The organism is Lysobacter spongiicola DSM 21749 (assembly GCF_900167055.1).
Classification (GTDB): domain Bacteria; phylum Pseudomonadota; class Gammaproteobacteria; order Xanthomonadales; family Xanthomonadaceae; genus Novilysobacter; species Novilysobacter spongiicola.
Genome location: NZ_FUXP01000001.1, coordinates 420,777 through 444,487, shown reverse-complemented (window position 1 = coordinate 444,487; position 23,711 = coordinate 420,777). Strand labels below are relative to the sequence as shown.

Below are 23,711 nucleotides of genomic sequence, written 5' to 3'. Positions count from 1 at the left end.
CGTTGCCGACGCGGGGTTGGCCTACGCGGGTTTGTAGGAGCGGCTTCAGCCGCGATCGGGAATCATCTGCGCGTTCCGGTTTCCGATCGCGGCTGAAGCCGCTCCTACGGAAGCGTGGAATGCACGGCATGAGGTGCGACGGCCGGCTCATCCGGTCGGGGGTATCCTCGGCCCCGCAGACATACGGAGGGCACCATGGCCAAGAGCGACTATCGGACCGAACACGACAGCATGGGCGAGCTGCAAGTGCCTATCGATGCGCTGTGGGGGGCACAGACCCAGCGCGCCGTGCAGAACTTCCCGGTGTCCGGACGACCAATGCCCCGCGGCTTCATCCGGGCGCTGGGACTGGTGAAGGCGGCCGCGGCGGAGGTCAACGGCAACCTGGCGCTGCTGCCGAAGAACCGCTCGGCCGCGATCCGCAAGGCCGCGCTGGCGGTGGCAGCTGGCGAGCACGATGCGCAGTTCCCGGTGGACATCTTCCAGACCGGCTCGGGCACCTCGAGCAACATGAATGCCAACGAGGTGATCGCTGCCTTGGCCAGCGGCGCCATCCGAGGCAAGGCGAAGGTCCATCCGAACGATGACGTCAACCTCGGCCAAAGCTCCAATGATGTGGTGCCGACCGCACTGCGGGTGTCGGCCCAGCTCGCCGTGGTCGAGGATCTGCTTCCGGCGATCAAGCACCTGCGGCGCACGATCGAGCGCCGGGGGCGCGCTTTCGGGAAGGTCGCCAAGACCGGTCGCACCCACTTGATGGATGCGATGCCGCTGACCTTCGCGCAGGAGTTCGGGGCATGGGCGTCGCAGCTTGCGTCGGCACAGGCACGCGTCGAGGACAGTCTGAAGCGCTTGCGGCGCCTGCCCATCGGCGGCACCGCGATCGGCACGGGCATCAATGCTGATCCGCGATTCGGTAGCGCGATGGCACGGGCGTTGTCGAAGCTGTCGGGAACCCGGTTCGAATCGGCGGAGGACAAGTTCGAGGGGCTGGCATCGCAGGACGATGCGGTCGAGCTGTCGGGCCAGCTCAACACGCTTGCGGTCGCACTGATGAAGATCTCCAACGACCTGCGCTGGATGAACTCCGGGCCGCTGGCCGGGCTGGGCGAAGTCGAACTGCCGGCCCTGCAGCCGGGCAGCTCGATCATGCCGGGCAAGGTCAACCCGGTGGTGCCGGAGGCGACCTGCATGGTCTGCGCCCAGGTGATGGGGCACCACACCGCGATTACCGTGGCCGGCCAGAGCGGGAACTTCCAGCTCAACGTGATGCTTCCGCTGATCGCGTCCAACCTGCTGGATTCGATCGGGCTGTTGTCCAACAGCATGCGGTTGCTGGCGGACAGCACGATCGACGGGCTGAAGGTGCGCCGGGACAAGGTGGCCGAAGCGCTGGACCGCAACCCGATCCTGGTGACCGCCCTGAACCCGGTGATCGGCTACGAAAAGGCCGCTGCAATCGCCAAGCAGGCCTACAGGGAGGGGCGGCCGGTGCTGGAAGTGGCGATGGAATCCACCGGCATGCCCGAAAAGGACCTCCGCCGGCTGCTGGATCCCACCGCGTTGACCCGCGGCGGCATCCAGCAGTGAAGTCCGGTCAGTTCATTTCGACGTGGCAATCATCGACGTCGCTCTGGGTCATGCTCGCATAGGGCGCGAACTCCGGTACCGCGGCGGCTGCGGCCTGTTGCGCCGCCAGCAGGGCGGGAAGGCGCTCGCAGAGCACCTTGGCGGAGGCGGCGATGCCGGCCGCTTCTTCCTCGATGCGCGCTTCCATCTCGTCCATGTTTCCGTTCAGAAGCCCCTTGGCGACGTTGCCGAGCACGTCGCCGGCCATGCCGGCCGCTTCCATCCCGATGTCGGCGCCGGCCATGGCGACCTCGGCGATGCGCTTGCGGTAGTCGAGCATCAACGCCCGCTGCTGCGCATCCAGCGCGACTTCCTTGCCGTCGATCAGCAGGCGCCCGTCAGGCGTGAGTTCCGCATCCGGCGCCTTCTTGTCGTCGCTCGACAGCGAGATGTTCTCGTTCTCCAGCTCGTGCTTGATCTCCTTGGAAGCTTCTTCCATGCGGGTGCCGATGGTGTCGCCGGCCTCCTGCAAGGCAGCGGCGGGTTGCTCGGTCGCACCGCAGGCGGTGAGCCAGGACACACTGCAGGCCAGCAGCAGCGCGAGGGTGGGGATGTGATGGTTCTTCATGTGGGTTGCCTGTTAAATGGATAGGGCTGGATGAAGTTCAGTGGCCGCGCGGGAGGTCGACCGATCCGGCAACGCCGTCATGATCGACGTCACCGCTGCCGATGCTGCGTACCGTCAACGCGCCGCCGACGTTTTCTACCTGCAGGTCGCCGGAGCCGATGGAGCCGACTTCCACGCTGCCGCCGACCTGCACGAGCGCGACGTCGCCCGAACCGATGGAGCCGACCCGTACGTCGCCTTCGACCGTCCGTGCCTCGAGGTCGCCCGACCCGACCGCGCCGACTTCCAGCGACGCCATCCGCTCGAGCTCGATATCCCCGGACCCGACCGTGGCTTCCACCGCGCCGGCGATCTGTCGTGCCTCCAGGTCACCGGAGCCAACCCGGGCTTCCAGGCTGCCCACGCCCGATACCACCGCATCACCGGAGCCGACCCTGACGTCCACGTCGAGGGCCCGGGGGATCGATCCTTCCAGCTCGAGATGGGCGTAGCGGTTGCCGAAGAGGCTGAAGCCACCGCGCTCCCTGCTCTCGAGGCTGACGACCAGGTGGTCGCCGTCCTTCTGCTGGGTGACGGTGAGCGTCTCGAGCAACGCTTCGGTGCCTGCACAGGCGCGGCCCTGCAGCCTGCCGCCGCGAGCGTCGCGGCCGGTCAGCTCAAGGTCGTGCTGCCGGACTTCGAAGGTCACCTTCCGTACACCTTCCAGGTCGAGCTCGAGGTCGTAGGGGGTGGAGTGCTTGCAGGGGCTCTGCGCCATCGCCGCGAACGGCAGGGACATCAGGCAGACAAGGAGTGTCTTGCGCATCGGGATCACCTCTGGTGTCTGGAGAGTGTGCGGGCCGGCCAGGGACAGCCGGCCCGCGGTGGTACTCAGCCGTCGTCGCGCCAGCGGCGCAGCCGGATCGCCGCGAAGATCATCAGCGCACCGGCCACCGCACCCACCCAGAGTTCGGGCATCGCCAGGCTCGAGAGCTGTCCTGCCGGGGACATGTTGGCGAAGAGCGCATCGAGTCCTTCGGCGCTTTCCAGCCCGGCGTTGTCCCGGTACAGCAGGTCGGAACCGGGCACGGTGCCGAGCAGCATGCGGGCGACCACGTGGATCCAGAACCAGGAGGTGGCGAGGTCGAACAGCTGCATCAGGTCGAACCAGGCGACGAAGATGCCGGCGAACAGCGGCACCATGATGGCCCAGAGGAAGGGCTTGCTGCGGGCCCACGCCGAGCACAACAGCAGCCAGCCGACGGTGGGAAGGGCCCAGAGCGCATAGACCGGGATCCACGCCAGGTGCGAAGCCGCGACCGCCAGCGGGCTGGCAGGACCCCACAGCAGTGTCAGCGGGTTGCCGCCGTAGGCGAGCACGACCACGCTGATGATTAGCAGGAACCCGAACATCGTGGCGACCGTCGCGGCCACCGCGATGACCGGGGCCACCACCACCGCACTGACGACCTTCGACAGGACGGTCTGGCTGTCCGACAGCGGCAGCGACTTCCAGAACAGCACGCTGCGGTCCTTGCGGTCGTCGTACAGGGCGCCGAGGCAGTAGAAGAAGACCACGAAGGACATGACGATGAACGGCCAGGACGAGCTGAGGATCAGCGTCAGGTCGATGCCCTGGGCGAACTGGGCCATCTCCGTGGCGTCCATCTTGCTGGTCAGGCTGCCCAGGTCGAGGCCGTTGATGTTGACGCCGTCGACTTCGAGCTCGTCGGCAACCCCGGACCTGTGGGCGGCGACAAGGCCGACAACGATCGCCATCGCGCTCAGCAGCAGGGAAATGCCGCCGGCGATCAACGGGGCCCAGAGGAAGCCGCCCTTGTGCTCCCAGAACTCCCTCTTGAGCAGCAGCTTGAACTTGTGCGTGGCGTGCGGTGCCGTGGCCGGCGCCCGCGGTGCAGTGGCGTTTTCGACGACAGCGTTCATGCGTAGGTCCCCTTCATGGTGGCGACGAACAGGTCCGCGAGCCCCGGCGTGCGGGTCTCCCCGAGCTGGGTCAGCTGCCCGCGCGGTACCCCGTCGAACAGCATCACGGTCTTTCCGAACGGCAGGCTGCGTTCGTCCAGCGGCTTCAGTGCGCGGGCGTTGTCGGCCTGGTCGGCGTTGACCAGCACCTCCGTGAAACGCTCGCCCACGGCGTCCATCTCGCTGTTCAGCACGATCTTCCCGTCGCGGATGAACATCACGTCGGTGAGGATGTGCTCGACCTCCTCGACCTGGTGCGTGGTGATCAGGATGGTCTTGTTCTCGTCGAAGTAGTCCTCCAGCAGGCGCTGGTAGAACTGCTTGCGGTAGAGGATGTCCAGGCCGAGCGTGGGCTCGTCCAGTACCAGCAGGCGGGCGTCGATGGCCATCACCAGCGCCAGGTGCAGCTGCACGATCATGCCCTTGGAGAGCTCGCGCACCCGCATCCGGGGCTTCAGCTGGGTGCCGGCCAGGAAACGCTGGCAACGGGCCCGGTCGAAGCGGGGATGGACGCCGGCGACGAATTCGATGGCTTCCTCTACCCGGATCCAGCGCGGCAGTACCGCCACGTCGGCGATGAAGCAGACTTCCTGCATCAGTTCGTCGCGCTCGGTACGGGGGTCGCGGCCCAGCACGCTCATCCGCCCTTCGAACGGGATCAGGCCCAGCATGGCCTTCAGCGCGGTGGTCTTGCCGGCGCCGTTGGGGCCGATCAGGCCGACGATGCGCCCGGTCGGTATGTCGAAGGCAGTGTCGTCCAGCGCGACCTTGTTCTTGTAGGCCTTGCGCAGGTTGCGCGCGCTGACCACGACGTCGGAAGTGGTTGAAACAGAAGGGTTGGCGGCGTTCATTGCGCACCCGCCTTGGCCGGCGCCAGCAGCTCTTCGGCCGTCAGGCCCAGGCGCATGATGCGCTCCAGCACCAGTGGCCACTCTTCGGTGAGGAAGCGTTCGCGCTCGTTGACGAGCAGTTTCCTTGCGGCTTCTTCGGTGACGTACATGCCAAGCCCCCTGCGTTTTTCTACGAGAGCCTCGTCCGCCAACTCCTGGTAGGCGCGCGAGACAGTGATCGGATTGAGCTGGTACTCGGCCGCGACCTGCCTGACGGAGGGCAGGGCGTCGCCGGGTTTGAGCACGCCGTCGAGCATCATTGCGACGACACGTTCCTTCAGCTGGCGGTAGATGGGAGCGCCGTCGCTCCACTGGATAGCGGTCATGGGTCAACCCCGCGGGACAAAGGAGAAATAAGGCATGACAAGGATTTGCCTCTGGTTTGGCGCGTTCGTCCTTGTGGAGCGCGATGGAGCGTTTTCGGTGGCGTCCTCGATGCCCGAGGCGGCGGTTTCCAGGGCGGCGGCCAGCGCGGAGGTCCCGGCCAGTTCGTCGCCCGGGGTGGGGACCGCCGGTGCAGCAACGATCAGGCCGACCACCAGCAGAGCGCCGCTGGCCAGCAAGGCGGAGAGCGTGTTGTGGAGCTTGCGGTTCATGAGGGGGTCCTGTTCGTTGGTAGACCGGTGTTGTATGTAACTATAACACCTAGACAGCCCCCGTCAACTCCCCCGTATCCCAACTGAAGTCATACTCGCCGTCCCATCCTTGCGGGCCCTGTCCATGAACCTGTTCGGCGCACCTGCTTTCTTCCTGGCGTGTTCCCTGGCGATCTCCGGCACGGCGGCAGCCAGTGACGGCCTGCTGGACCACTCTTTCCGCCCGCTTGCAGGAAAAGATCCCGTCGACCTGGCCCAGGTGCACGGCGGCAAGGTCCTGCTCTTCGTCAATACCGCCAGCAAATGCGGCTTCACGCCGCAGTTCGAGGGGCTGGAGGCGTTGCATGCCAAGTACGGCCCCAGCGGGTTCGCGGTCCTGGGTTTCCCCTCGGGAGATTTCAAGGAACAGGAGTTCGAGGACGAGGACGAGATCCGGGAGTTCTGCACGCTCACCTACGGCGTGCGGTTCCCGATGTTCGAGAAGGTGTACGTGGTCGGAGCCGAAGCGACGCCGCTGTACCGGCAGTTGGCCGAAGCGGCGGGCGAAGCGCCGGCCTGGAACTTCCACAAGTACCTCGTAGGCCGCGATGGCCGGCTGGTGGCCAGCTTCGGCAGCCGCACCGAGCCTTCCGACAAGGCCCTGGTCGACGCCATCGAGAAAGCCCTGCAGGCGCCGACACCGCGTCCCTGAACCCGATGGAGGGCAATCGCGCCGCGGGCGTTGCCGGTGGCGCGCGCGGCCGCGACAATGGGCCTCTTTGCGCCGTGCCTGCGGCGGCAACCCATGGAGCTACACAATGAAGGTTCTTGTCCGCGGCCTGGCCGCGCTGTTCGTCGCCGCCACCCTGCTGGCGGTGGCTCCCCCTGCCGCTGCGCAGGGCAACCCGGCCCTCGCCAGCGAAACCGACCGCATCAGCTACATGGTCGGCCACGACGTCGCCCGTTCGATCGAGCCGGCGGCGCCGGACATCGACTTGGCGGCCTTTGAGGAGGCGATCCGCAACGCCCTGGACGGCGGCAAGCCGTTGATCGCCGAGGCCGACGTCCAATCCACCGGGCAGGCGCTGATGATGCGCGTCGCGTCCCGGGCTGGCCGTGCACCCGCCGGCGCCGAGGTTCCCGAAGTGGATCGTCGCAAGGCCGGACACCTTGTTGGCGCTGATGTCGGCCGCTCCCTGGTCCCGATGAAGGCCGATCTTTCCGTGCCGCCGCTGCTGCGCGGGCTGCGGGACACCTTCGAGGGCGGTGAGCTGGCGATGGCGCAGGCCGAGCTGGATGCGACGCGGGAGGCTTTCACACGCAAGATGCAGGCAGGCATGCAGCAGCGGATGCAGGCGATGGGCGAGGAGAACCGCGCGGAAGGCGAAGCCTTCCTGGCCGAGAACCGTCAGCAGAAGGGCGTCTTCACCACGGGTTCGGGGCTGCAGTACATGGTCCTGCGTCAGGGATCGGGCCCGCGTCCGTCGCCGCGCGACCGCGTGCGCGTGAACTACGAGGGCACGCTGCAGGACGGGACCGTGTTCGACAGTTCCTACGAGCGTGGCGAAGCCGCGGAGTTCGGGCTGGGCGATGTCATCCCCGGATGGACCGAGGGGCTGACCCTGATGCCGGTCGGCGCCAAGTACCGGTTCTGGATTCCCGGGGAACTGGCCTACGGTTCGCGCGGCGCCCCGGGTGGCCAGATCGGCCCGAACCAGATGCTGATCTTCGATGTCGAGTTGCAGGCCATCGTCGATTGATCCACCCGTTTTTCTTGCACCCTGCCCCGGACCGGGGCAGGGTGGCCGGCCCGCTATCCTTTCCCCCGAGGAGTCCAACCCGATGACGAATTCCCCCACCTACAGCACCCGCCGGGCGGCATTGCCCGTTGCCATGGCCACGCTCGTCCTGGCGCTCGCCGCCTGCCAGCCGGACGGTGGCGAGGAAGCCGCGACGGCACCCGCGGCCGATGCTGCCCCGGGCACGGTGCAGGTGGACGCGTTGCCGACCGAGAAGCAACAGGTCAGCTACATGATCGGTCGCGACATGGCGCGCTCCCTCGAAGAGGTGAAGGACGACATCGACGTCGACACCCTGGCCGATGCCATCCGCAGCGGCCTGGAGGGCGAGGAGTCGCTGCTCACCGATGAGCAGACCGAACAGGTGCGTACGGCGTTCGCCGAGCGGGTCCGCAACGAACGGGTCGCCGAGATGCAGGAAAAGGCGAGGGTGAACAAGGAAGAGGGTGCGGCATTCCTGGCGGCCAATGCGGCCAAGCCGGACGTGCAGACCACCGATTCCGGCCTCCAGTACCAGGTGCTGACCCAGGGCGATGGTCCGCGGCCGGCCGCCGATGACGTCGTACGCGTGCATTACACCGGCACGTTGCTGGACGGCGAGAAGTTCGACAGCTCCCATGACCGCGGGGAGCCGACCGAGATCCCGCTCGACCAGGTGGTGCCCGGCTGGCAGGAGGGCATCACGCTGATGCCGGTCGGCAGCACGTACCGGTTCTGGATTCCCGGCGAACTGGGTTATGGCGAAGCGGGTACCCCGGGTGGCCCGATCGGCCCGAACGAGGTGCTCGTGTTCGAGGTGGAGCTGCAGGACATCGTCGAGGCGCCGGCCCGGTGAAGCGGCCGCTGACGACGTAGATGGCCGGCACTCCGATGGACACTGATATCGAAGCGCGGTTGGTCGACCTGGAGACGCGATTGGCGTTCCAGGAGCACACCATCGGCGAACTCAGCGATGCGCTGGCGCAGGCCCGCGACGAAGAGGCACGCAATGCATTGTTGATGCATCGCGTGGTCGAAGAACTGAAACAGATGCGCGCCACCATGGCGGCGGGAGCGGTTTCGGCCGATCCCGCCAGCGAACCCCCTCCGCCCCATTACTGACAAGGGCGCAGTGCCCGCTGCGCGACCTGGCGAACAACGACATGACCGACTCCCTCCGCGACCAGCTGCTCGGCCTCGGGTTCAAGGCCGCTCCGGCCCCCAAGCGCAACGATCCGCCCCGGCGTGGTGGCAGGCACGATGCCAAGGCGGGGCAGAAGTCCAACGCCCCGGCGCCGGGGCGGAATGCCCGGGCGGGAGCTCCCCACAAGGGTGGCCACAGACAGGGCGCGCAGGGCACGGGACGCGGCAAGCCGCGCTCGCAGGAGGACATCGATCTCGCCAAGGCCTACGCGATCCGCGCGCAACGCGAGAAGGAGGAGCGGATCCGGGCCGAGCAGGCCAAGCAGGAGGAGGCGCGCAAGCGTCGCGAAGCGCGTACACGCCTCGCGGAGCTGGTGAAGGGCAAGGCGCTGAACGTCGAAGAGGCCGATATCGCGCGCCACTTCCCTTACGGTGGCAAGATCAAACGCGTCTACGTCACCGCCGACCAGCTCAAGGCGCTCAATGCGGGCGAGCTGGGCGTGCTGCAGATGGATGGGCGCTATCTGCTGGTCACGGCGGCGCTGCTGGCTGAAGCAGAACAGGTATTCGCGCCCGCGGTGGCGCTGAAGGTCGATCCCGACGCGCCCGCCGAGGACGATCCCTATGCCGATCCCAAGTACCAGGTGCCCGACGACCTGGTGTGGTGACGGTATCCGGGCCGACCTGGCTTTGTTCCCCAGGGGGACTTCCGTCGGGGCGTAGGAGCGGCTTCAGCCGCGATGTGGAATTGTCCGCCTGCGTCATCGCCCGATCGCGGCTGAAGCCGCTCCTACAGGGGCGGGGCGCCGCCTGCAGCCCGTCGACTACTCCGGGTCGTAGTCCAGGTTCGACGCCAGCCAGCGCTCGGCCTGCGCCAGCGGCACGCCCTTGCGCCGTGCGTAATCGGCCGCCTGCTCCTTGGAGACCCGGCCGACCACGAAGTATTGGCTGCCGGGGTGGCTGAAGTAGTAGCCGGATACGGCCGCCGCAGGCGTCATCGCGAAGCTTTCGGTCAATTGCATGCCGGCGTTGGCCGGTGCGTCGAGCATCCGGAACAGCGTGGCCTTCTCGCTGTGCTCCGGGCAGGCCGGATAGCCGGGGGCCGGCCGGATGCCGCGGTACTTCTCCGCGATGAGGTCCTCGGTGCCGAGTGATTCGTCCGCGGCGTAGCCCCAGAACTCCTTGCGCACGCGCTGGTGCAGGCGTTCGGCCAGGGTCTCTGCCAAACGGTCGGCCAGTGCTTTCAGCAGGATGGCGTTGTAGTCATCGTGGTCGTCGAGGAATCGCTGGACATGGGGCTCGATTCCGAGGCCGGCGGTGACCGCGAAGGCGCCGATCCAGTCGGCGCGCCCGGAGTCGTGGGGAGCGATGAAGTCGGCGAGGCAAAAGTCCGGGCGCTCGGGCGGTTTGTCCACCTGCTGGCGCAGGAAGTGCAGTGTGGTGGGGGTGCCATCGAGGTCGACCACCACGTCGTCGCCCTGGCTGTTGGCGGGCCACAGGCCAAAGACCGCCTTCGCCTGCAGCCATTTCTCCCTGACGATGCGGTCGAGCATGGCGCGTGCGTCACGATAGAGCTCGGTCGCCTGGCGGCCGACCACCTCGTCGTCGAGGATGGCCGGATAGCGACCGGCGAGCTCCCATGCCTGGAAGAAGGGCGTCCAGTCGATCAGGCCCACCAGTTCGTCGAGCGGGTAGTCGTCGAATACGTGCAGCCCCGGCTTCGTGGGCGCCGGTGGCTGGTAGTCATCCCAGCCACCGTCGAAGCGCTGTCCGCGCGCCTTCTCCAGCGACACCAGGCGCTTGCCGCCGCTGCGGTTGCGGTGGCGCTCGCGGATGTCGGCGTAGTCGCTGGCGATGCCCTCCATGTACGGCGCGCGGGACGCCGGGGTGATCAGCGTCTGCGCGACCCCGACCGCGCGCGAAGCGTCCTTCACCCAGACGGCGGGCGCCTTGTAGTGCGGATCGATCTTCAGCGCGGTGTGGGCGCGCGATGTCGTGGCGCCGCCGATCAGCAACGGGAGCGTGAGGCCCTGTCGCTGCATCTCGCGGGCGACGTGGCTCATTTCCTCCAGCGAAGGCGTGATCAGGCCCGATAGCCCGATCATGTCCGCGCCCTCCGCCACCGCCGTGTCGATGATCTTCTGGGCCGGCACCATGACGCCGAGGTCGACCACATCGAAGTTGTTGCAGGCCAGGACGACGCCGACGATGTTCTTGCCGATGTCGTGCACGTCGCCCTTGACCGTGGCCATGAGGATCTTGCCCTTGGGCTTCCCGCTGTCGCCGGTGCGCAGCTTCTCGGCCTCGATGTAGGGCAGCAGGTGGGCGACCGCCTTCTTCATGACCCGGGCGGATTTCACCACCTGCGGCAGGAACATCTTGCCGGCGCCGAAGAGGTCGCCGACCACGTTCATGCCGTCCATCAGCGGCCCCTCGATGACATCCAGCGGCCGTTTCGCCTGGGCGCGCGCCTCTTCGGTGTCCTCGACGATGTAATGGTCGATGCCCTGCACCAGCGAATGGCTCAGGCGCGCGTGCACCGGCTGTTCCCGCCAGGCGAGGTCCTCGACTTTCTTTTCGCCCTTGCGGCCGCGATAGCGCTCGGCGAGCGCCAGCAGCGCCTCGGTGGCGCCGGGGTGGCGGTTGAGCACGACGTCCTCGACCGCCTGGCGCAGTTCGGGGTCGAGGCTGTCGTACAGCGGCAGTGCCCCGGCGTTGACGATGCCCATGTCCATGCCGGCGCGGATGGCGTGGTACAGGAACACCGCGTGGATGGCCTGCCGCACCGCCTCGTTGCCGCGGAACGAGAAGCTGACGTTGGAGACACCACCGGAGACGTGGCTGGAGGGGAAACGCCTGCGCAGTTCCCGCGTCGCCTCGATGAAGGCGACCGCGTAGTCGTTGTGCTCGTCGATGCCGGTGGCGATCGCGAACACGTTCGGGTCGAAGATGATGTCCTCGGGCGGGAAGCCGACCCGTTCCGTCAGCAGGCGATAGGCGCGGGTGCAGATCTCGACCTTGCGTTGCACGGTGTCGGCCTGGCCCTCCTCGTCGAAGGCCATCACCACCACGGCGGCGCCGTAGCGCCGGACCAGCCGGGCCTGGCGCAGGAACTCGCCTTCGCCTTCCTTCATCGAGATCGAGTTGACGATGCCCTTGCCCTGCAGGCATTTCAGGCCGGCCTCGATGACGCTCCACTTCGAGCTGTCGACCATCACCGGCACCCGCGCAATGTCGGGTTCGGCGGCGATCAGGTTCAGGTAGGCCACCATCGCCGCTTCGGAGTCCAGCAGGCCCTCGTCCATGTTGACGTCGAGGATCTGGGCGCCGTTCTCCACCTGCTGGCGGGCGACCGCGACCGCCTCGTCCAGCCGGTCGTCCTTGATCAGCTTGCGGAACTGGGCACTTCCGGTGACGTTGGTGCGCTCACCGACGTTGACGAAGTTGCTCTCGGGCGTGATCCGCAGCGGCTCCAGGCCGCTCAGCCGGGTGTGGCGGGGAAGGGCGCTCACGCTGGCGCCTCCTCCATGACAGGCGGCTGCCGGGGAGCGATGCCCGCCACCGCGGCGGCAATGGCCGCGACGTGGGCGGGCGTGGTGCCACAGCAACCGCCGACGAGGTTGAGCAGGCCGGCCTCGGCGAATTCCCGGAGCACCGCCGCCATCTCCTCCGGCGTCTCGTCGTACTCGCCGAAAGCGTTGGGCAGACCGGCGTTCGGGTGAGCGCTGACCCGGGTGTCGGCCACTTGGGACAGCACGTCGACGTGCTGGCGCAGGTCCTTCGCCCCAAGGGCGCAATTGAGCCCGATCGATACCGGCCGGGCGTGACGCAGCGAGTACCAGAACGCCTCCGCGGTCTGGCCCGACAGCGTGCGGCCGGAGGCGTCGGTGATCGTGCCGGAGATCATCACCGGCAGCATTCCACCCCGTGCCTCGAAAGCCTCGGCGATGGCGAACAGCGCGGCCTTGGCATTGAGGGTATCGAAGACGGTCTCGACCATGATGATGTCGGCCCCGCCGTCGAGCAGGCCCTCGGCGGCCTCGCGGTAGGCGTCGCGCAAACCGTCGAAGTCGATGGCGCGGAAGCCCGGGAGGTTCACGTCCGGACTCAGCGAGGCGGTGCGGTTGGTGGGGCCGATCGCGCCGATGGCGAAACGGGGGCGGCCCGGATCGGAGGCCTCGGCCGCGTCGCAGGCCTCGCGTGCGAGCCGGGCGCCGGCGGCGTTGAGCTCGCGAGCCAGGTGCGACAGGCCGTAGTCGGCCAATGCGATCGAGGTCGAGTTGAAGGTGTTGGTCTCGACCAGGTCGGCGCCGGCATCGAGGTAGGCCTGGTGGATCGCCTTGATGATGTCGGGACGGGTCAGGCTGAGCAGGTCGTTGTTGCCGCGCTGGTCATGTGCGCACCCGCAGTCCGGGCCGTGCGTGTGGTCGGAGGGCGCGTTGCCGTCGAAGCCGTGGGCGAAGCGTTCGCCACGGTAATCGGCTTCCTCCAGCCGGTGTTGCTGGATCATCGTGCCCATGGCGCCGTCGATGACCAGGATGCGCTGCTCCAGCGCCTGCAGGAGCGCCTCGGCCCGCCGCGGGGCCAGCCATGGGAGCACGTCCATCTCAGTCCTTCCGCCGCTTGCCGGAAGGCTTCGCGGGCTTGCGTGCGATCAGGGCGATCACTTCGAAGTGGGGCGGTCGTCGTTCCCTGGTCACCAGTTCGCAGCTGCCGATGTCCAACCCTGCGCGGGTAACGAAGCGCGACAGTTCCTTGGCGCCGAAGCCAAGGTTGACGTGGCCATAGGCCTCCACGACGGTCTGGTGTTCATGCCGCGCCAGGCTGGTCAGCAGCAGTTTTCCACCGGGCCGCAACACCCGCGCCGCCTCGGCAACGGCCTCGCCCGGGTGGTCGGCATAGGTCAGGGCATGCATCAGCACCACCAGGTCGAAGTGGGCGTCGTCGAAGGGCAGGGCGTGCATGTCGCCCTCGCAGACCTCCACGTTCTCCAGCCGGCGCAGGCGCTCGGACGCCGCCAGCACGACCTTGGTGCTGGAGTCCAGGCATACGTAGCGGTGGGAGTGCGGGGCCAGCAGTTCCGCGAGCACGCCATCACCGGAGGCGATGTCGAGCACGTCGCCTGTTTCCAGCAATGGCAGCGCCGAACGCGCCATGGCTTCCCAGGTGCGGCCGGGCGAGTAGTGCCGCTCCATGTCGCCGGCGACGGCATCGGCCCAGTTCTGGTCGGCGGCGCGATTGGCCAGCACCGCGGGCACGCGCTCGGCATCCTGGCGCAACAGCGGGTCGTCGCTGCCTTCCTTGAGCGTCGTCCACAGCGCCCGCTGGGCCGGGTCGAGCAGCGCCTCGTCGAAGCGGTAGTAGGCGGATACGCCGGCGCGGCGGTCGCGGACCAGCCCGGCGTCCTTCAGGCGGGCCAGGTGGGTGGATACGCGTGGCTGGGCCAGCCGGGTAATGGCCGAGAGCTCGGCCACGGTGAGCTCTTCGCGCTCGATCAGCGCCAGCAGCCGGACGCGAGTCGCGTCGGCGAATACCTTGAGTCGTGACGACCAGCCTTCCAGATCCACGGGCAAGCCCTTCCATAAACGTATCGCGATACAGCGATAAGTGTGGTGTGGACGGCGCGCAGGGTCAAGGCAGGGCAGCGACGAAAGTGTGGATCGGCAGCTCCCCCGGCCAGAAGCGGCGCGGGGGAGCCACGTTTCACCAGCGTCAGGCCGAGAGTTCGACCAGCAGCTTGTTCAGCCGCTGCACGTACGCGGCCGGATCCTTCAGGGTGTCGCCGGCCGCCAGCGCAGCCTGGTCGAACAGCACCCGGGCGAGGTCGTTGAAACGGGACTCGTCCTGCTCGGCGTCGAGCTTGGCGACCAGCGGATGCTCCGGGTTGAACTCGAAGATCGGCTTGCTCTCGGGCACCTTCTGGCCCGCGGCCTCGAGGATCTGCCGCATCTGCAGGCCGATGTCCTGCTCGCCCAGTGCCAGCACCGCCGGCGACTCCGTCAGCCGGTGCGATACCCGTACCTGGGCCACCTGGTCGTCCAGCGCCTTCGCCAGGCGCTCGACCAGCCCCTCGCGTGACTTGGAGACCTCTTCCTGGGCCTTCTTGTCGTCCTCGCTGTCGAGCGCGCCCAGGTCGAGGTCGCCACGGGTGACGTCGACGAAGGAGCGGCCATCGAACTCGGTCAGGTAGCCCATCAGCCATTCGTCGATGCGGTCGGTCAGCAGCAGGACCTCAACGCCCTTCTTGCGGAAGACTTCCAGGTGCGGGCTGTTGCGGACCTGCGCATGGCTCTCGCCGGTCAGGTAGTAGATCTTGTTCTGGCCGTCCTTCATCCGGCCGATGTAGTCGGCCAGCGACACCGTCTGCTCGCCGTCGGTGCCGTGGGTGGAGGCGAAGCGCAGCAGCGCGGCAATCTTCTCGCGGTTGCCGGCATCCTCCGCCGGGCCTTCCTTCAGCACCTGGCCGAACTGCTTCCAGAATTCGGCGTACTTCTCCGGCTCGTTACTGGCGAGCTTGTCCAGCATGTCCAGCACGCGCTTGGTGAGCGCCGTCTTCATGGAGCCGATCACCGGGTCTTTCTGCAGGATCTCGCGCGAGACGTTCAACGACAGGTCGGAGGAATCGACCACGCCGCGGATGAAGCGCAGGTACAGCGGCAGGAACTCCTCCGCCTGGTCCATGATGAAGACGCGCTGCACGTACAGCTTCAGCCCGCGCGGCGATTCGCGCTGGTAGAGGTCGAAAGAGGCGCGCGACGGCACGTACAGCAGCGAGGTGTATTCGAGCTTGCCCTCGACCTTGTTGTGGCTCCAGGCCGCGGGGTCGCTGAAGTCATGGGCGACGTGCTGATAGAAGCTGCGGTACTCCTCGTCCGTCACCTCGCTGCGCGGACGCGTCCACAGGGCACTGGCCCGGTTGACCGTCTCCCATTCGGGCTCGGCCGGGCGGTCCTTCTCCTCGCCATGGAACTCCTCGGGCAGCTCGATCGGCACGCCGATGTGGTCGGAGTACTTCTTGATGATGCTGCGCAGGCGCCAGCCGCTGGCGAACTCGCTGGCGTCCTCCTTCAGGTGCAGGACGATGCGGGTGCCGCGCTCGGGCTTGTCGATGGTGGCGATGTCGAACTCGCCCTCGCCGGTGGAGGACCAGTGCACGCCTTCCGCGGCCGGCAGGCCTGCCCGGCGGGTGAAGACCTCGACCCGGTCGGCGACGATGAAGGCCGAGTAGAAGCCCACGCCGAACTGGCCGATCAGCTGCGAATCCTTCTTCTGGTCACCCGAGAGGTTCTTGAGGAAGTCGGCAGTACCCGAGCGGGCGATCGTGCCCAGGTGCGAGACCACCTCGTCCCGGCTCATGCCGATGCCGTTGTCGTCGATGGTGATCGTGCGGGCATCGGTGTCGAAGGAGATGCGGATCCGCGGATCGCCGCCGCCCTCCAGCAGCTCCGGTTTTGCCAGCGCCTCGAAGCGCAGCTTGTCGGCGGCATCGGAGGCATTGGAGACCAGCTCGCGCAGGAAGATCTCGCGGTTGGAGTACAGCGAATGGATCATCAGGTGAAGCAGCTGCTTCACCTCGGTCTGGAAGCCGAGGGTTTCCTTGCGGGTGTCCACGCTCATGTTCGGGTTGCTCCGTGTCTGGTTCATGCAGCCCTGCGGCCAGCGGATCGCGGCGGCGGGGGAATGAAGCGCAGATTGGGGTGCCGCCGGCCGATTCAAGGCGGAGGGGCCCTGCAGCGCACCGGCGGGCCCAGCCGGGTCCCGGCGGAAGTGGGGTTGCGGCGCGGCTGAGGGTACAATTCACTGCTTCCCGGCGTCGCTCCATCCGCCGCCGGAGCGCCGCGCGAAAGCGGCAGCCCACCAGACAGCCAGAGGTGCCAACGTGGATTTTCGTTTTACCGAAGAACAGTTGATGATCCAGGACGTGGCGCGGCGCATCGCGCAGGAGAAGATCGCTCCCAGCGCCGAGCACCACGACCGCACCGGCGACTTCCCGCTCGAGAACATGAAGACGCTCGGCGAGAACGGCCTGATGGGCATCGAAGTGCCGGCCGAGTACGGCGGCGCGGGCATGGATCCGATCAGCTACGTGCTGGCCATGGTCGAGGTCGCCGCGGCCGATGCCGCGCACTCCACCATCATGTCGGTCAACAACTCGCTCTTCTGTAACGGCATCCTGAAGTTCGGTACCGAGGAGCAGAAGCAGACCTACGTGCGGGCGATCGCCGAGGGCCGAGAGATCGGCGCCTTCGCGCTGACCGAGCCGCAGTCCGGCTCCGACGCCACCTCGATGCGCTGCAAGGCCGTGAAGCAGGACGACGGCAGCTTCGTGGTCAACGGCAAGAAGAGCTGGATCACCTCCGGCCCGGTCGCCAAGTACATCGTGCTGTTCGCGATGACCGACCCGGACCAGGGCGCACGCGGCATCACCGCGTTCATGGTCGATACCGATCGCGAGGGCTTCCACCGTGGCAAGACCGAGCCCAAGCTCGGCATCCGTGCCTCGGCCACCTGCGAGATCGAATTCACCGATTACGTGGTCAAGCCCGAGGAAGTGCTCGGCAAGCAGGGCGAGGGTTTCAAGATCGCCATGACCGTGCTCGACGCCGGCCGCATCGGCATCGCCAGCCAGGCCATCGGCATCGCCCGGGCCGCCTACGAGGCGACGCTGGAATACGTCAAGGAACGGCAGGCGTTCGGCCAGCCGATCGGCGCCTTCCAGATGACGCAGGCCAAGATCGCCGACATGAAGTGCAAGCTGGATGCGGCCATGCTGCTGACGCTGCGCGCGGCATGGCAGAAGGGCGAGTTCGACAAGGGTGGCGCCCGTTTCAGCAACGAGGCCGCGATCGCCAAGCTGACCGCCTCCGAAGCCGCCATGTGGATCACCCATCAGGCGCTTCAGATCCACGGCGGCATGGGTTATTCCAAGGAAATGCCGATCGAGCGTTACTTCCGCGACGCCAAGATCACCGAGATCTACGAGGGCACCAGCGAGATCCAGCGCATGGTGATCGCCCGCAACGAGACCGGCCTGCGCTGAACATGCACATCGCCTGCTGCCGCTTCACCGCCGCCTGCCATGCGCAGCGCGGCTGCGATCGCCGCGACATCCCGATCGTGGCGGACCGCGGGAGGGGCCGTCCACGGTCCCTTCGCGCCGTCCGCGCAAGTCTCCAACCCTACTGAACTCCGAGCCATGGCCTGCGCAGATGCGCGGGCCTCACTGTATTGGACCCAACGTTCACATGAGCATTTCAAGCAAGACTGCGGGCAAGACCTCCGGCAAGGCATCCAAATCGGCCCCGGCCAAGACTCCGGCCAAGGCCGCGTCGCGAAAGGGTAAGCCGCGACCCGCCACCATCGGCAGCAACTACGGTAACGGAGGCGGCGTGTCGCTGAAGCCGATCCTGGAGGCGATGCGCAAGCGCCTGCCGAAGTCGCGCCATGCCGAGGGGGAGGCCTTCGTCCAGGCCTTCTACCAGCGCATGGGCGAGGACGAAATGCCCAAGCACAGCCCGGCGGGATGGGCCGCGCTCGCGGCCGACCTGCTCGAGTACGTGCGCGTGCGCAAGCCGGGAACCGCGCTGGTGCGCCTGTTCAATCCCGACACGGGGACCCACGGTTGGGACTCCCCGCACACGGTGCTGCAGATCGCCAACGACGACATGCCGTTCCTGGTCGATTCGGTGACGATGGCGCTGGCCGAGCAGAACCTCGGCGTGCACGTGCTCGGCCACCCGGTGTTGCCGTTCAAGCGTGATCGCAGCGGCAAGCTGGTGACGATCGGCGAAGGCGAGGCCGAGTCGCTGATGCATCTGGAGATCGACCGGCTCCCGCCGGAAGCGATGGGCAGGATCGAGAAGACCCTGCAGTCGGTGCTGGGCGACGTGCGCGCCATCGTGCGCGACTGGGCGGCGATGCGCGGCAAGATGCTCGAGGTCGCCGAAGAGCTGGGCGAGCGCAAGCTTCCGGTGAGCGAAGCGGAGCGGGCCGAGGGCCAGGAGTTCCTGCGCTGGGCCGCCGAGAACCACTTCACGTTCCTCGGTTATCGCGAGTACGAGGTGGTCAAGCGCGGCGGGGAAGACGTGCTGTGTGCGGTGAAGGGTTCCGGCCTCGGCCTGTTGCGCGGGCAGGACACGCGCAAGCCGCGTCCGATCAAGAGCCTGGCGGCGCACTACATGCCGCAGTCGGGCTCGGTGGACGCGCTGATCCTGACCAAGACCAATGCCCGGGCCACCGTGCACCGTCCAGGCTACATGGACTACATCGGCGTGCTCAGCTTCGACGGCAAGGGCAACCCGGTACGCGAGGAGCGGTTCCTCGGCCTGTATACCTCCAGCGCCTACACCCGCAGGCCATGGGACATCCCGCTGGTCCGCAAGCGCCACAACTACGTGATGGAGCAGTCCGGCCTGCGCGAGGACAGCCACAGTGGCAAGGCACTGCGCCATATCCTGGAGACCCTGCCGCGCGACGAGCTGTTCCAGGCCACCGGTGACGAACTGCTGGCGACGGCGACCGGCATCCTCGGCCTGCAGGAGCGCGTGCGCAGCAAGCTGTTCCTGCGCCGCGATCGCTACGGCCGCTTCTTCTCCGGACTGATCTACATCCCCCGCGAGCGATTCAACACCGACGTGCGCCTGCGCATCGAAGCCATGCTCAAGCGCGTGCTGCACGGCGAGCACGTCGACACCACCGTGGTGCTCGGCGAGTCGCCGCTGGCGCAGCTGCACCTGCTGGTGCGGCCGAAGTCCGGCGAAGTGATCCATGTCGACAACGCGGCCATCGAGGCCGAGTTGGCCGAGATCGTGCGCAACTGGCGCGATGACCTCGCCGAGCTGCTGGTCGAGCGCCATGGCGAGCAGAAGGGCCTGGCGCTGGCGGAAGGCTACGGGCGGGCATTGCCGGCCGGTTACATCGAGGACGTGTCCGTCACCGTCGCCGCGGACGATGTCGAGCACCTCGCCGCGCTGGAGGGGCCCGACGACCTGCGCCTGAGCTTCTACCGGTCGCGCCCCGGCGTGGGCGGGCTGCGCTTCAAGTTCTACCGCCAGGGGGAGGACCTCCCGCTGTCGGACGTGCTGCCGATGATGGAGAACATGGGCCTGCGGGTGATGTCCGAGCATCCATACCGCCTGTATGCGCACAGCAGCCTGCTGTACGTGCAGGACTTCGAGGTGGAGACGGCCGATCCCGATGCCGATATCGCCGGCCTCGATGCCAACTTCGAACAGGCCTTCGCGCGCATCTGGCACGGCGACGCGGAGAACGACGGCTTCAACCGCCTGATCCTCGGCGCCGGTCTTTCCTGGCGCCAGGTCGCGATGCTGCGGGCCTACAGCAAGTACCTGCAGCAAGTGGGCGTGCCGTTCTCGCAGGCCTACGTCGAGGCAACCTTCTCGAGCCATCCGTTGCTGGCGCGGCTGCTGGTGGAGCTGTTCGAAGCCCGCTTCGATCCGGCCACCGGCTCGGAGAGCAAGGCCGAGGTCAAGCAGGGCAAGGAGCGCTTCACCGCGCAGCTGGAGCGACTGTGTGGCGGGAACGAGGCCGTCATGGCGGTGCTCACGCCGGTGGTGGCTGCCCGCAGCAGCAAGCGCGATGCCCAGATCGAGGCGACGCGAACCGCGCTCAAGATGCTGCTGGACGGCGTCTCCAGCCTCGACGAAGACCGCATCCTGCGCAGCTTCATGGGCGTCATCGAGGCGACGCTGCGGACCAGCTACTACCAGTCCGGCGAGGCCGGTTCGGGCAAGGGCTACGTCAGCTACAAGTTCGATTCCTCGCTCGTGCCGGACCTGCCAAAGCCGCGGCCTTATCGCGAGATCTTCGTCTACGGACCCCGGGTCGAGGGGATCCACCTGCGGTTCGGTCCCGTTGCGCGCGGCGGCCTGCGCTGGTCGGACCGGCGCGAGGATTTCCGCACCGAGGTGCTCGGCCTGGTCAAGGCGCAGATGGTCAAGAACACCATCATCGTGCCGGTCGGCGCCAAGGGCGGGTTCATCGTCAAGCGGCCCCCGTCCGACCGCGCCGCACTGCAGGAAGAAGGCATCGCCTGCTACAGCATGTTCATCAACGGCCTGCTGGACATCACCGACAACCTCGTCGAAGGCGAGGTGGTGCACCCCGACAACGTGGTGCGCCACGACGGCGACGACCCGTACCTGGTGGTCGCGGCCGACAAGGGCACCGCCCGGTTCTCCGACATCGCCAACGGCATCTCCGCCGAGCACGGCTTCTGGATGGGCGATGCCTTCGCCTCCGGCGGCTCGGTCGGTTACGACCACAAGGGCATGGGCATCACCGCGCGCGGTGCCTGGGAGTCGGTGCGCCGCCATTTCCGCGCCATGGGGCTGGATACCCAGACGCAGGACTTCACTGCGGTCGGTATCGGTGACATGTCCGGCGACGTATTTGGCAACGGCATGCTGCTGAGCAAGCACATCCGGCTGGTCGCCGCATTCGACCACCGCCACATCTTCCTGGATCCGGATCCGGACGCCGCGAAGTCCTTCAAGGAGCGCCAGCGGTTGTTCAACCTGCCCACCTCGAGCTGGGACGACTACAACCGGGACCTGGTCAGCAAGGGCGGCGGCGTCCATTCGCGCAGCGCCAAGTCGATCACCCTCACGGCCCCGGTGCGCGAAGTCCTCGGCATCGATCCGGGGGTCGGCGCGATGAGCCCCAACGAGCTGATGAACGCGATCCTCAAGGCGCCGGTCGACCTGCTGTGGAACGGCGGCATCGGCACCTACATCAAGGGCAGCAGCGAGGGCCACGCCGACGTCGGCGACCGTGCCAACAACGGGTTGCGCATCAACGGAAACGAGGTGCGCTGCAAGGTGATCGGCGAGGGCGGCAACCTCGGCGTCACCCAGCTGGGTCGCATCGAGGCCGCCCAGGCCGGCGCGCTGCTCAACGCCGACTTCATCGACAACTCCGCCGGCGTCGGAACCTCGGACCGCGAGGTCAACATCAAGATCCTGCTCAACGACTTGGTGCAGTCCGGCAAGCTGAAGCAGCCGGCGCGCAACAAGTTGCTGGCTGCGATGACCGACGAAGTGGCCGGGCTGGTGCTGGTCGACAACTACCGGCAAAACCAGGCGATCAGCCTGATGGAGCGCATGAGCGTCCCGAGGCTGGGCTCCAAGCAGCACTTCATCCGCACCCTGGAGGCCGAAGGCCTGCTGGACCGGCAGATCGAGTACCTGCCGTCCGACGCGGAGCTTGCAGAGCGCAAGGCGCGCGGGCTGGGCCTGACCCGGCCGGAGCTGTCCGTGCTGCTGTCCTACAGCAAGCTGGTGCTGTTCCAGCAACTGGTCGAGTCCGACGTGCCCGAGGACCCGTATCTCTCCAAGGAGCTGGTGCGCTACTTCCCGCAGCCCCTGCAGGCCAAGTACTCGGCCGCGATGGAGAACCACCGCCTGAAGCGGGAGATCATCGCCACCGCGGTGACCAACTCGATGGTCAACCGCATGGGCGCGACCTTCGCCATGCGCATGCAGGAGGACACCGGCCGCAGCGCCGCCGAAGTGGCCGAGGCCTACACCATCGCCCGTGAGGCGGTGGATGCGCGGGCCCTGTGGGCGCAGATCGACGCGCTCGACGGCAAGGTGCTGGAATCGGTGCAGATCGATGCCCTGCAGACCATCTGGCAGCTGCTGCGCACGATGTCGCGCTGGCTGCTGTCGCGGCCGGGCGACATGCCGGAAATCACCGAGGCCATGGCCCGCTACGGCGATGGTCTGGAAGAGGTGCGCAAGGCGTTGCCCGAGACCATGTCGCAGGTGCGTCGCGAGCAGTTCGATGCCGCCCTGGCCGACTGGAAGGCCAAGGGGGTACCGGCCGGGCTGGCGGAACAGCTTGCCGCCCTGCCTTCGCTGGAGTTCGGCTGCGACATCGTCGAGATCGCCCATGCCCGCAAGTTGTCCCCGGTCGAGGTGTCACGTGCCTACTTCAGCCTGGGCGCGGCGCTGCACATGCCGTGGCTGTACGAACAGATCGAGGACCTGCCGGTGGACAACCGCTGGCAGGCGCTTGCGCGCGGTGCACTGCGTGACGAGTTGGCGGCCCAGCAGAGGACGCTGGTCGGCCAGGTCCTCGCGAGCGGTGGCCGGAAGCCGGCCACCGACAGGGTCGAGGCCTGGTTGCAGCGCGACGAGCCGACCCTGCGCTTCACCCTGGCGATGCTCAACGATGTGTTGACCCAGAAGTCGCTGGACTACCCGACGGTATCGGTCGCCGTGCGGCGGCTTGCCCAGGTGGCCGCGGCCGGCGCGTGACCGGAGGGGCATCGGACGTGATCGCGGGCGGGCGGCCAATGGCCCCCGCCCGCGTTATCCTCCGGCCATGAGTCCCGAAAAGCAGATGCCCGCGACGCCCCGCGTCGCATTCCTCGCCAGCCCGTCGGAAGACGCGCAGGCGGCCCTCGCCGAACTGGTGCAGCGACATGGGGAACATCCGCCGGAGGAGGCGGATGTGCTGGTCGCCCTGGGGGGCGACGGCTTCATGCTGCAGACCCTGCACCGCCACGCGGGGCTCGGCAAACCCGTCTACGGCATGAAGCTGGGGACCGTCGGGTTCCTGATGAACCACCTCAGGCTCGATGACCTGGTCGCGCGGATCCATGCAGCGGAGCCGGCCGTGCTGCACCCGCTGGAGATGGTCGCCGAGACCGAATCCGGCGCCACTGTCGGCTCACTGGCCTACAACGAGGTGTCGCTGCTGCGCCAGACGCGGCAGGCCGCCCACCTGTCGATCGCCCTGAACGGCCAGGTCCGCCTGGAAGAGCTGATCTGCGACGGCGTGCTGGTCGCCACCCCGGCCGGCAGTACCGCCTACAACTTCTCGGCGCACGGCCCGATCCTGCCGCTGGGCACCCAGGTGGTGGCGTTGACGCCGATCGCCGCGTTCCGCCCTCGGCGTTGGCGCGGTGCGGTGCTGAGGGCGGACACCGAGGTGTGTTTCCGGGTGCTGGATCCCTACAAGCGCCCGGTCAGTGCCACCGCCGATTCGCACGAGGTCCGCGACATCGTGCAGGTCACCATCCGCGAGTCGCACGACCGGTCGGTGACCCTGCTGTTCGATCCCGAGCACAACCTCGACGACCGGATGCTTACCGAGCAGTTCGCCAGCGGCTGAGGCGCGGCGTCCGCCGTTCCGTCGCACC

At 67.5% G+C, this 23,711-nt stretch carries 19 protein-coding genes; 9 read left to right on the top strand and 10 right to left on the bottom strand.

Translation table 11 applies throughout. The features are described from left to right. The first annotated feature begins 195 nt into the window (after positions 1 to 195). On the top strand, positions 196 to 1,590 hold the full coding sequence (locus B5D37_RS02075; RefSeq protein WP_078757026.1) for a class II fumarate hydratase: 1,395 nt from the start codon (positions 196 to 198) through the stop codon (positions 1,588 to 1,590). 7 nt (positions 1,591 to 1,597) lie between these two features. On the opposite strand, the gene B5D37_RS02070 is transcribed toward B5D37_RS02075, so the two are convergent. From B5D37_RS02070 to B5D37_RS02045, 6 genes are all read right to left on the bottom strand, one after another. Further along, positions 1,598 to 2,197, bottom strand: coding sequence for a DUF2884 family protein (locus tag B5D37_RS02070; RefSeq protein ID WP_078757025.1), 600 nt, complete (start codon positions 2,195 to 2,197; stop codon positions 1,598 to 1,600). Positions 2,198 to 2,234: 37 nt separating this feature from the next. After that, complete coding sequence (locus B5D37_RS02065) at positions 2,235 to 3,002, bottom strand: DUF4097 family beta strand repeat-containing protein (RefSeq protein WP_078757024.1); 768 nt, start codon at positions 3,000 to 3,002, stop codon at positions 2,235 to 2,237. Positions 3,003 to 3,067: 65 nt separating this feature from the next. Beyond that, positions 3,068 to 4,120, bottom strand: coding sequence for a hypothetical protein (locus B5D37_RS02060; RefSeq protein ID WP_234987679.1), 1,053 nt, complete (start codon positions 4,118 to 4,120; stop codon positions 3,068 to 3,070). After that, positions 4,117 to 5,010 carry an ABC transporter ATP-binding protein gene (locus B5D37_RS02055; RefSeq protein ID WP_078757023.1) on the bottom strand — a complete coding sequence of 298 codons (894 nt, stop codon included), beginning with the start codon at positions 5,008 to 5,010 and terminating at the stop codon, positions 4,117 to 4,119. Before B5D37_RS02055 ends, B5D37_RS02060 begins: the two co-directional genes overlap by 4 nt. Further along, positions 5,007 to 5,375, bottom strand: coding sequence for a GntR family transcriptional regulator (locus tag B5D37_RS02050; RefSeq protein ID WP_078757022.1), 369 nt, complete (start codon positions 5,373 to 5,375; stop codon positions 5,007 to 5,009). The genes B5D37_RS02055 and B5D37_RS02050 overlap by 4 nt, the downstream gene beginning before the upstream one ends. Positions 5,376 to 5,378: 3 nt before the next feature. Continuing rightward, positions 5,379 to 5,645 (bottom strand): hypothetical protein, encoded by a 267-nt coding sequence (locus B5D37_RS02045; RefSeq protein WP_078757021.1) that lies wholly within the window; start codon positions 5,643 to 5,645, stop codon positions 5,379 to 5,381. Between the two features lie 124 nt (positions 5,646 to 5,769). Between B5D37_RS02045 and B5D37_RS02040 the strand changes: the two genes are divergently transcribed. The 5 genes from B5D37_RS02040 to B5D37_RS02020 all read left to right on the top strand — a co-directional run bounded on the left by B5D37_RS02040 (position 5,770) and on the right by B5D37_RS02020 (position 9,213). After that, positions 5,770 to 6,336 carry a glutathione peroxidase gene (locus tag B5D37_RS02040; RefSeq protein ID WP_078757020.1) on the top strand — a complete coding sequence of 189 codons (567 nt, stop codon included), beginning with the start codon at positions 5,770 to 5,772 and terminating at the stop codon, positions 6,334 to 6,336. A gap of 106 nt (positions 6,337 to 6,442) precedes the next feature. Then, on the top strand, positions 6,443 to 7,384 hold the full coding sequence (locus tag B5D37_RS02035; RefSeq protein ID WP_078757019.1) for an FKBP-type peptidyl-prolyl cis-trans isomerase N-terminal domain-containing protein: 942 nt from the start codon (positions 6,443 to 6,445) through the stop codon (positions 7,382 to 7,384). An 82-nt stretch (positions 7,385 to 7,466) separates the two neighbouring features. Continuing rightward, on the top strand, positions 7,467 to 8,258 hold the full coding sequence (locus B5D37_RS02030) for an FKBP-type peptidyl-prolyl cis-trans isomerase (protein ID WP_078757018.1): 792 nt from the start codon (positions 7,467 to 7,469) through the stop codon (positions 8,256 to 8,258). A 20-nt stretch (positions 8,259 to 8,278) separates the two neighbouring features. Beyond that, on the top strand, positions 8,279 to 8,524 hold the full coding sequence (locus B5D37_RS02025; protein WP_078757017.1) for a SlyX family protein: 246 nt from the start codon (positions 8,279 to 8,281) through the stop codon (positions 8,522 to 8,524). 41 nt (positions 8,525 to 8,565) lie between these two features. After that, positions 8,566 to 9,213 (top strand): DUF2058 domain-containing protein, encoded by a 648-nt coding sequence (locus tag B5D37_RS02020; RefSeq protein WP_078757016.1) that lies wholly within the window; start codon positions 8,566 to 8,568, stop codon positions 9,211 to 9,213. Between the two features lie 156 nt (positions 9,214 to 9,369). Here B5D37_RS02020 and metH read toward each other — a convergent pair whose 3' ends face one another. The 4 genes from metH to htpG all read right to left on the bottom strand — a co-directional run bounded on the left by metH (position 9,370) and on the right by htpG (position 16,162). Next, positions 9,370 to 12,057 (bottom strand): methionine synthase, encoded by a 2,688-nt coding sequence (gene metH, locus B5D37_RS02015; protein ID WP_078757015.1) that lies wholly within the window; start codon positions 12,055 to 12,057, stop codon positions 9,370 to 9,372. Next, positions 12,054 to 13,151, bottom strand: coding sequence for a homocysteine S-methyltransferase family protein (locus B5D37_RS02010; protein WP_078757014.1), 1,098 nt, complete (start codon positions 13,149 to 13,151; stop codon positions 12,054 to 12,056). Before B5D37_RS02010 ends, metH begins: the two co-directional genes overlap by 4 nt. A gap of 1 nt (position 13,152) precedes the next feature. Then, a complete protein-coding gene (locus B5D37_RS02005) occupies positions 13,153 to 14,112 on the bottom strand; it encodes an ArsR/SmtB family transcription factor (protein ID WP_078757013.1) in 960 nt (319 codons plus the stop codon). 145 nt (positions 14,113 to 14,257) lie between these two features. Beyond that, complete coding sequence (htpG, locus tag B5D37_RS02000) at positions 14,258 to 16,162, bottom strand: molecular chaperone HtpG (protein ID WP_078757447.1); 1,905 nt, start codon at positions 16,160 to 16,162, stop codon at positions 14,258 to 14,260. Between the two features lie 262 nt (positions 16,163 to 16,424). Between htpG and B5D37_RS01995 the strand changes: the two genes are divergently transcribed. The 3 genes from B5D37_RS01995 to B5D37_RS01985 all read left to right on the top strand — a co-directional run bounded on the left by B5D37_RS01995 (position 16,425) and on the right by B5D37_RS01985 (position 23,683). Next, positions 16,425 to 17,585 (top strand): acyl-CoA dehydrogenase family protein, encoded by a 1,161-nt coding sequence (locus B5D37_RS01995; RefSeq protein WP_078757012.1) that lies wholly within the window; start codon positions 16,425 to 16,427, stop codon positions 17,583 to 17,585. A 205-nt stretch (positions 17,586 to 17,790) separates the two neighbouring features. After that, positions 17,791 to 22,824, top strand: coding sequence for an NAD-glutamate dehydrogenase (locus tag B5D37_RS01990; protein WP_078757011.1), 5,034 nt, complete (start codon positions 17,791 to 17,793; stop codon positions 22,822 to 22,824). Positions 22,825 to 22,909: 85 nt separating this feature from the next. After that, entirely contained in the window at positions 22,910 to 23,683 is a 774-nt protein-coding gene (locus tag B5D37_RS01985; RefSeq protein ID WP_078757446.1) for an NAD kinase, read from the top strand. Positions 23,684 to 23,711 lie beyond the last annotated feature (28 nt).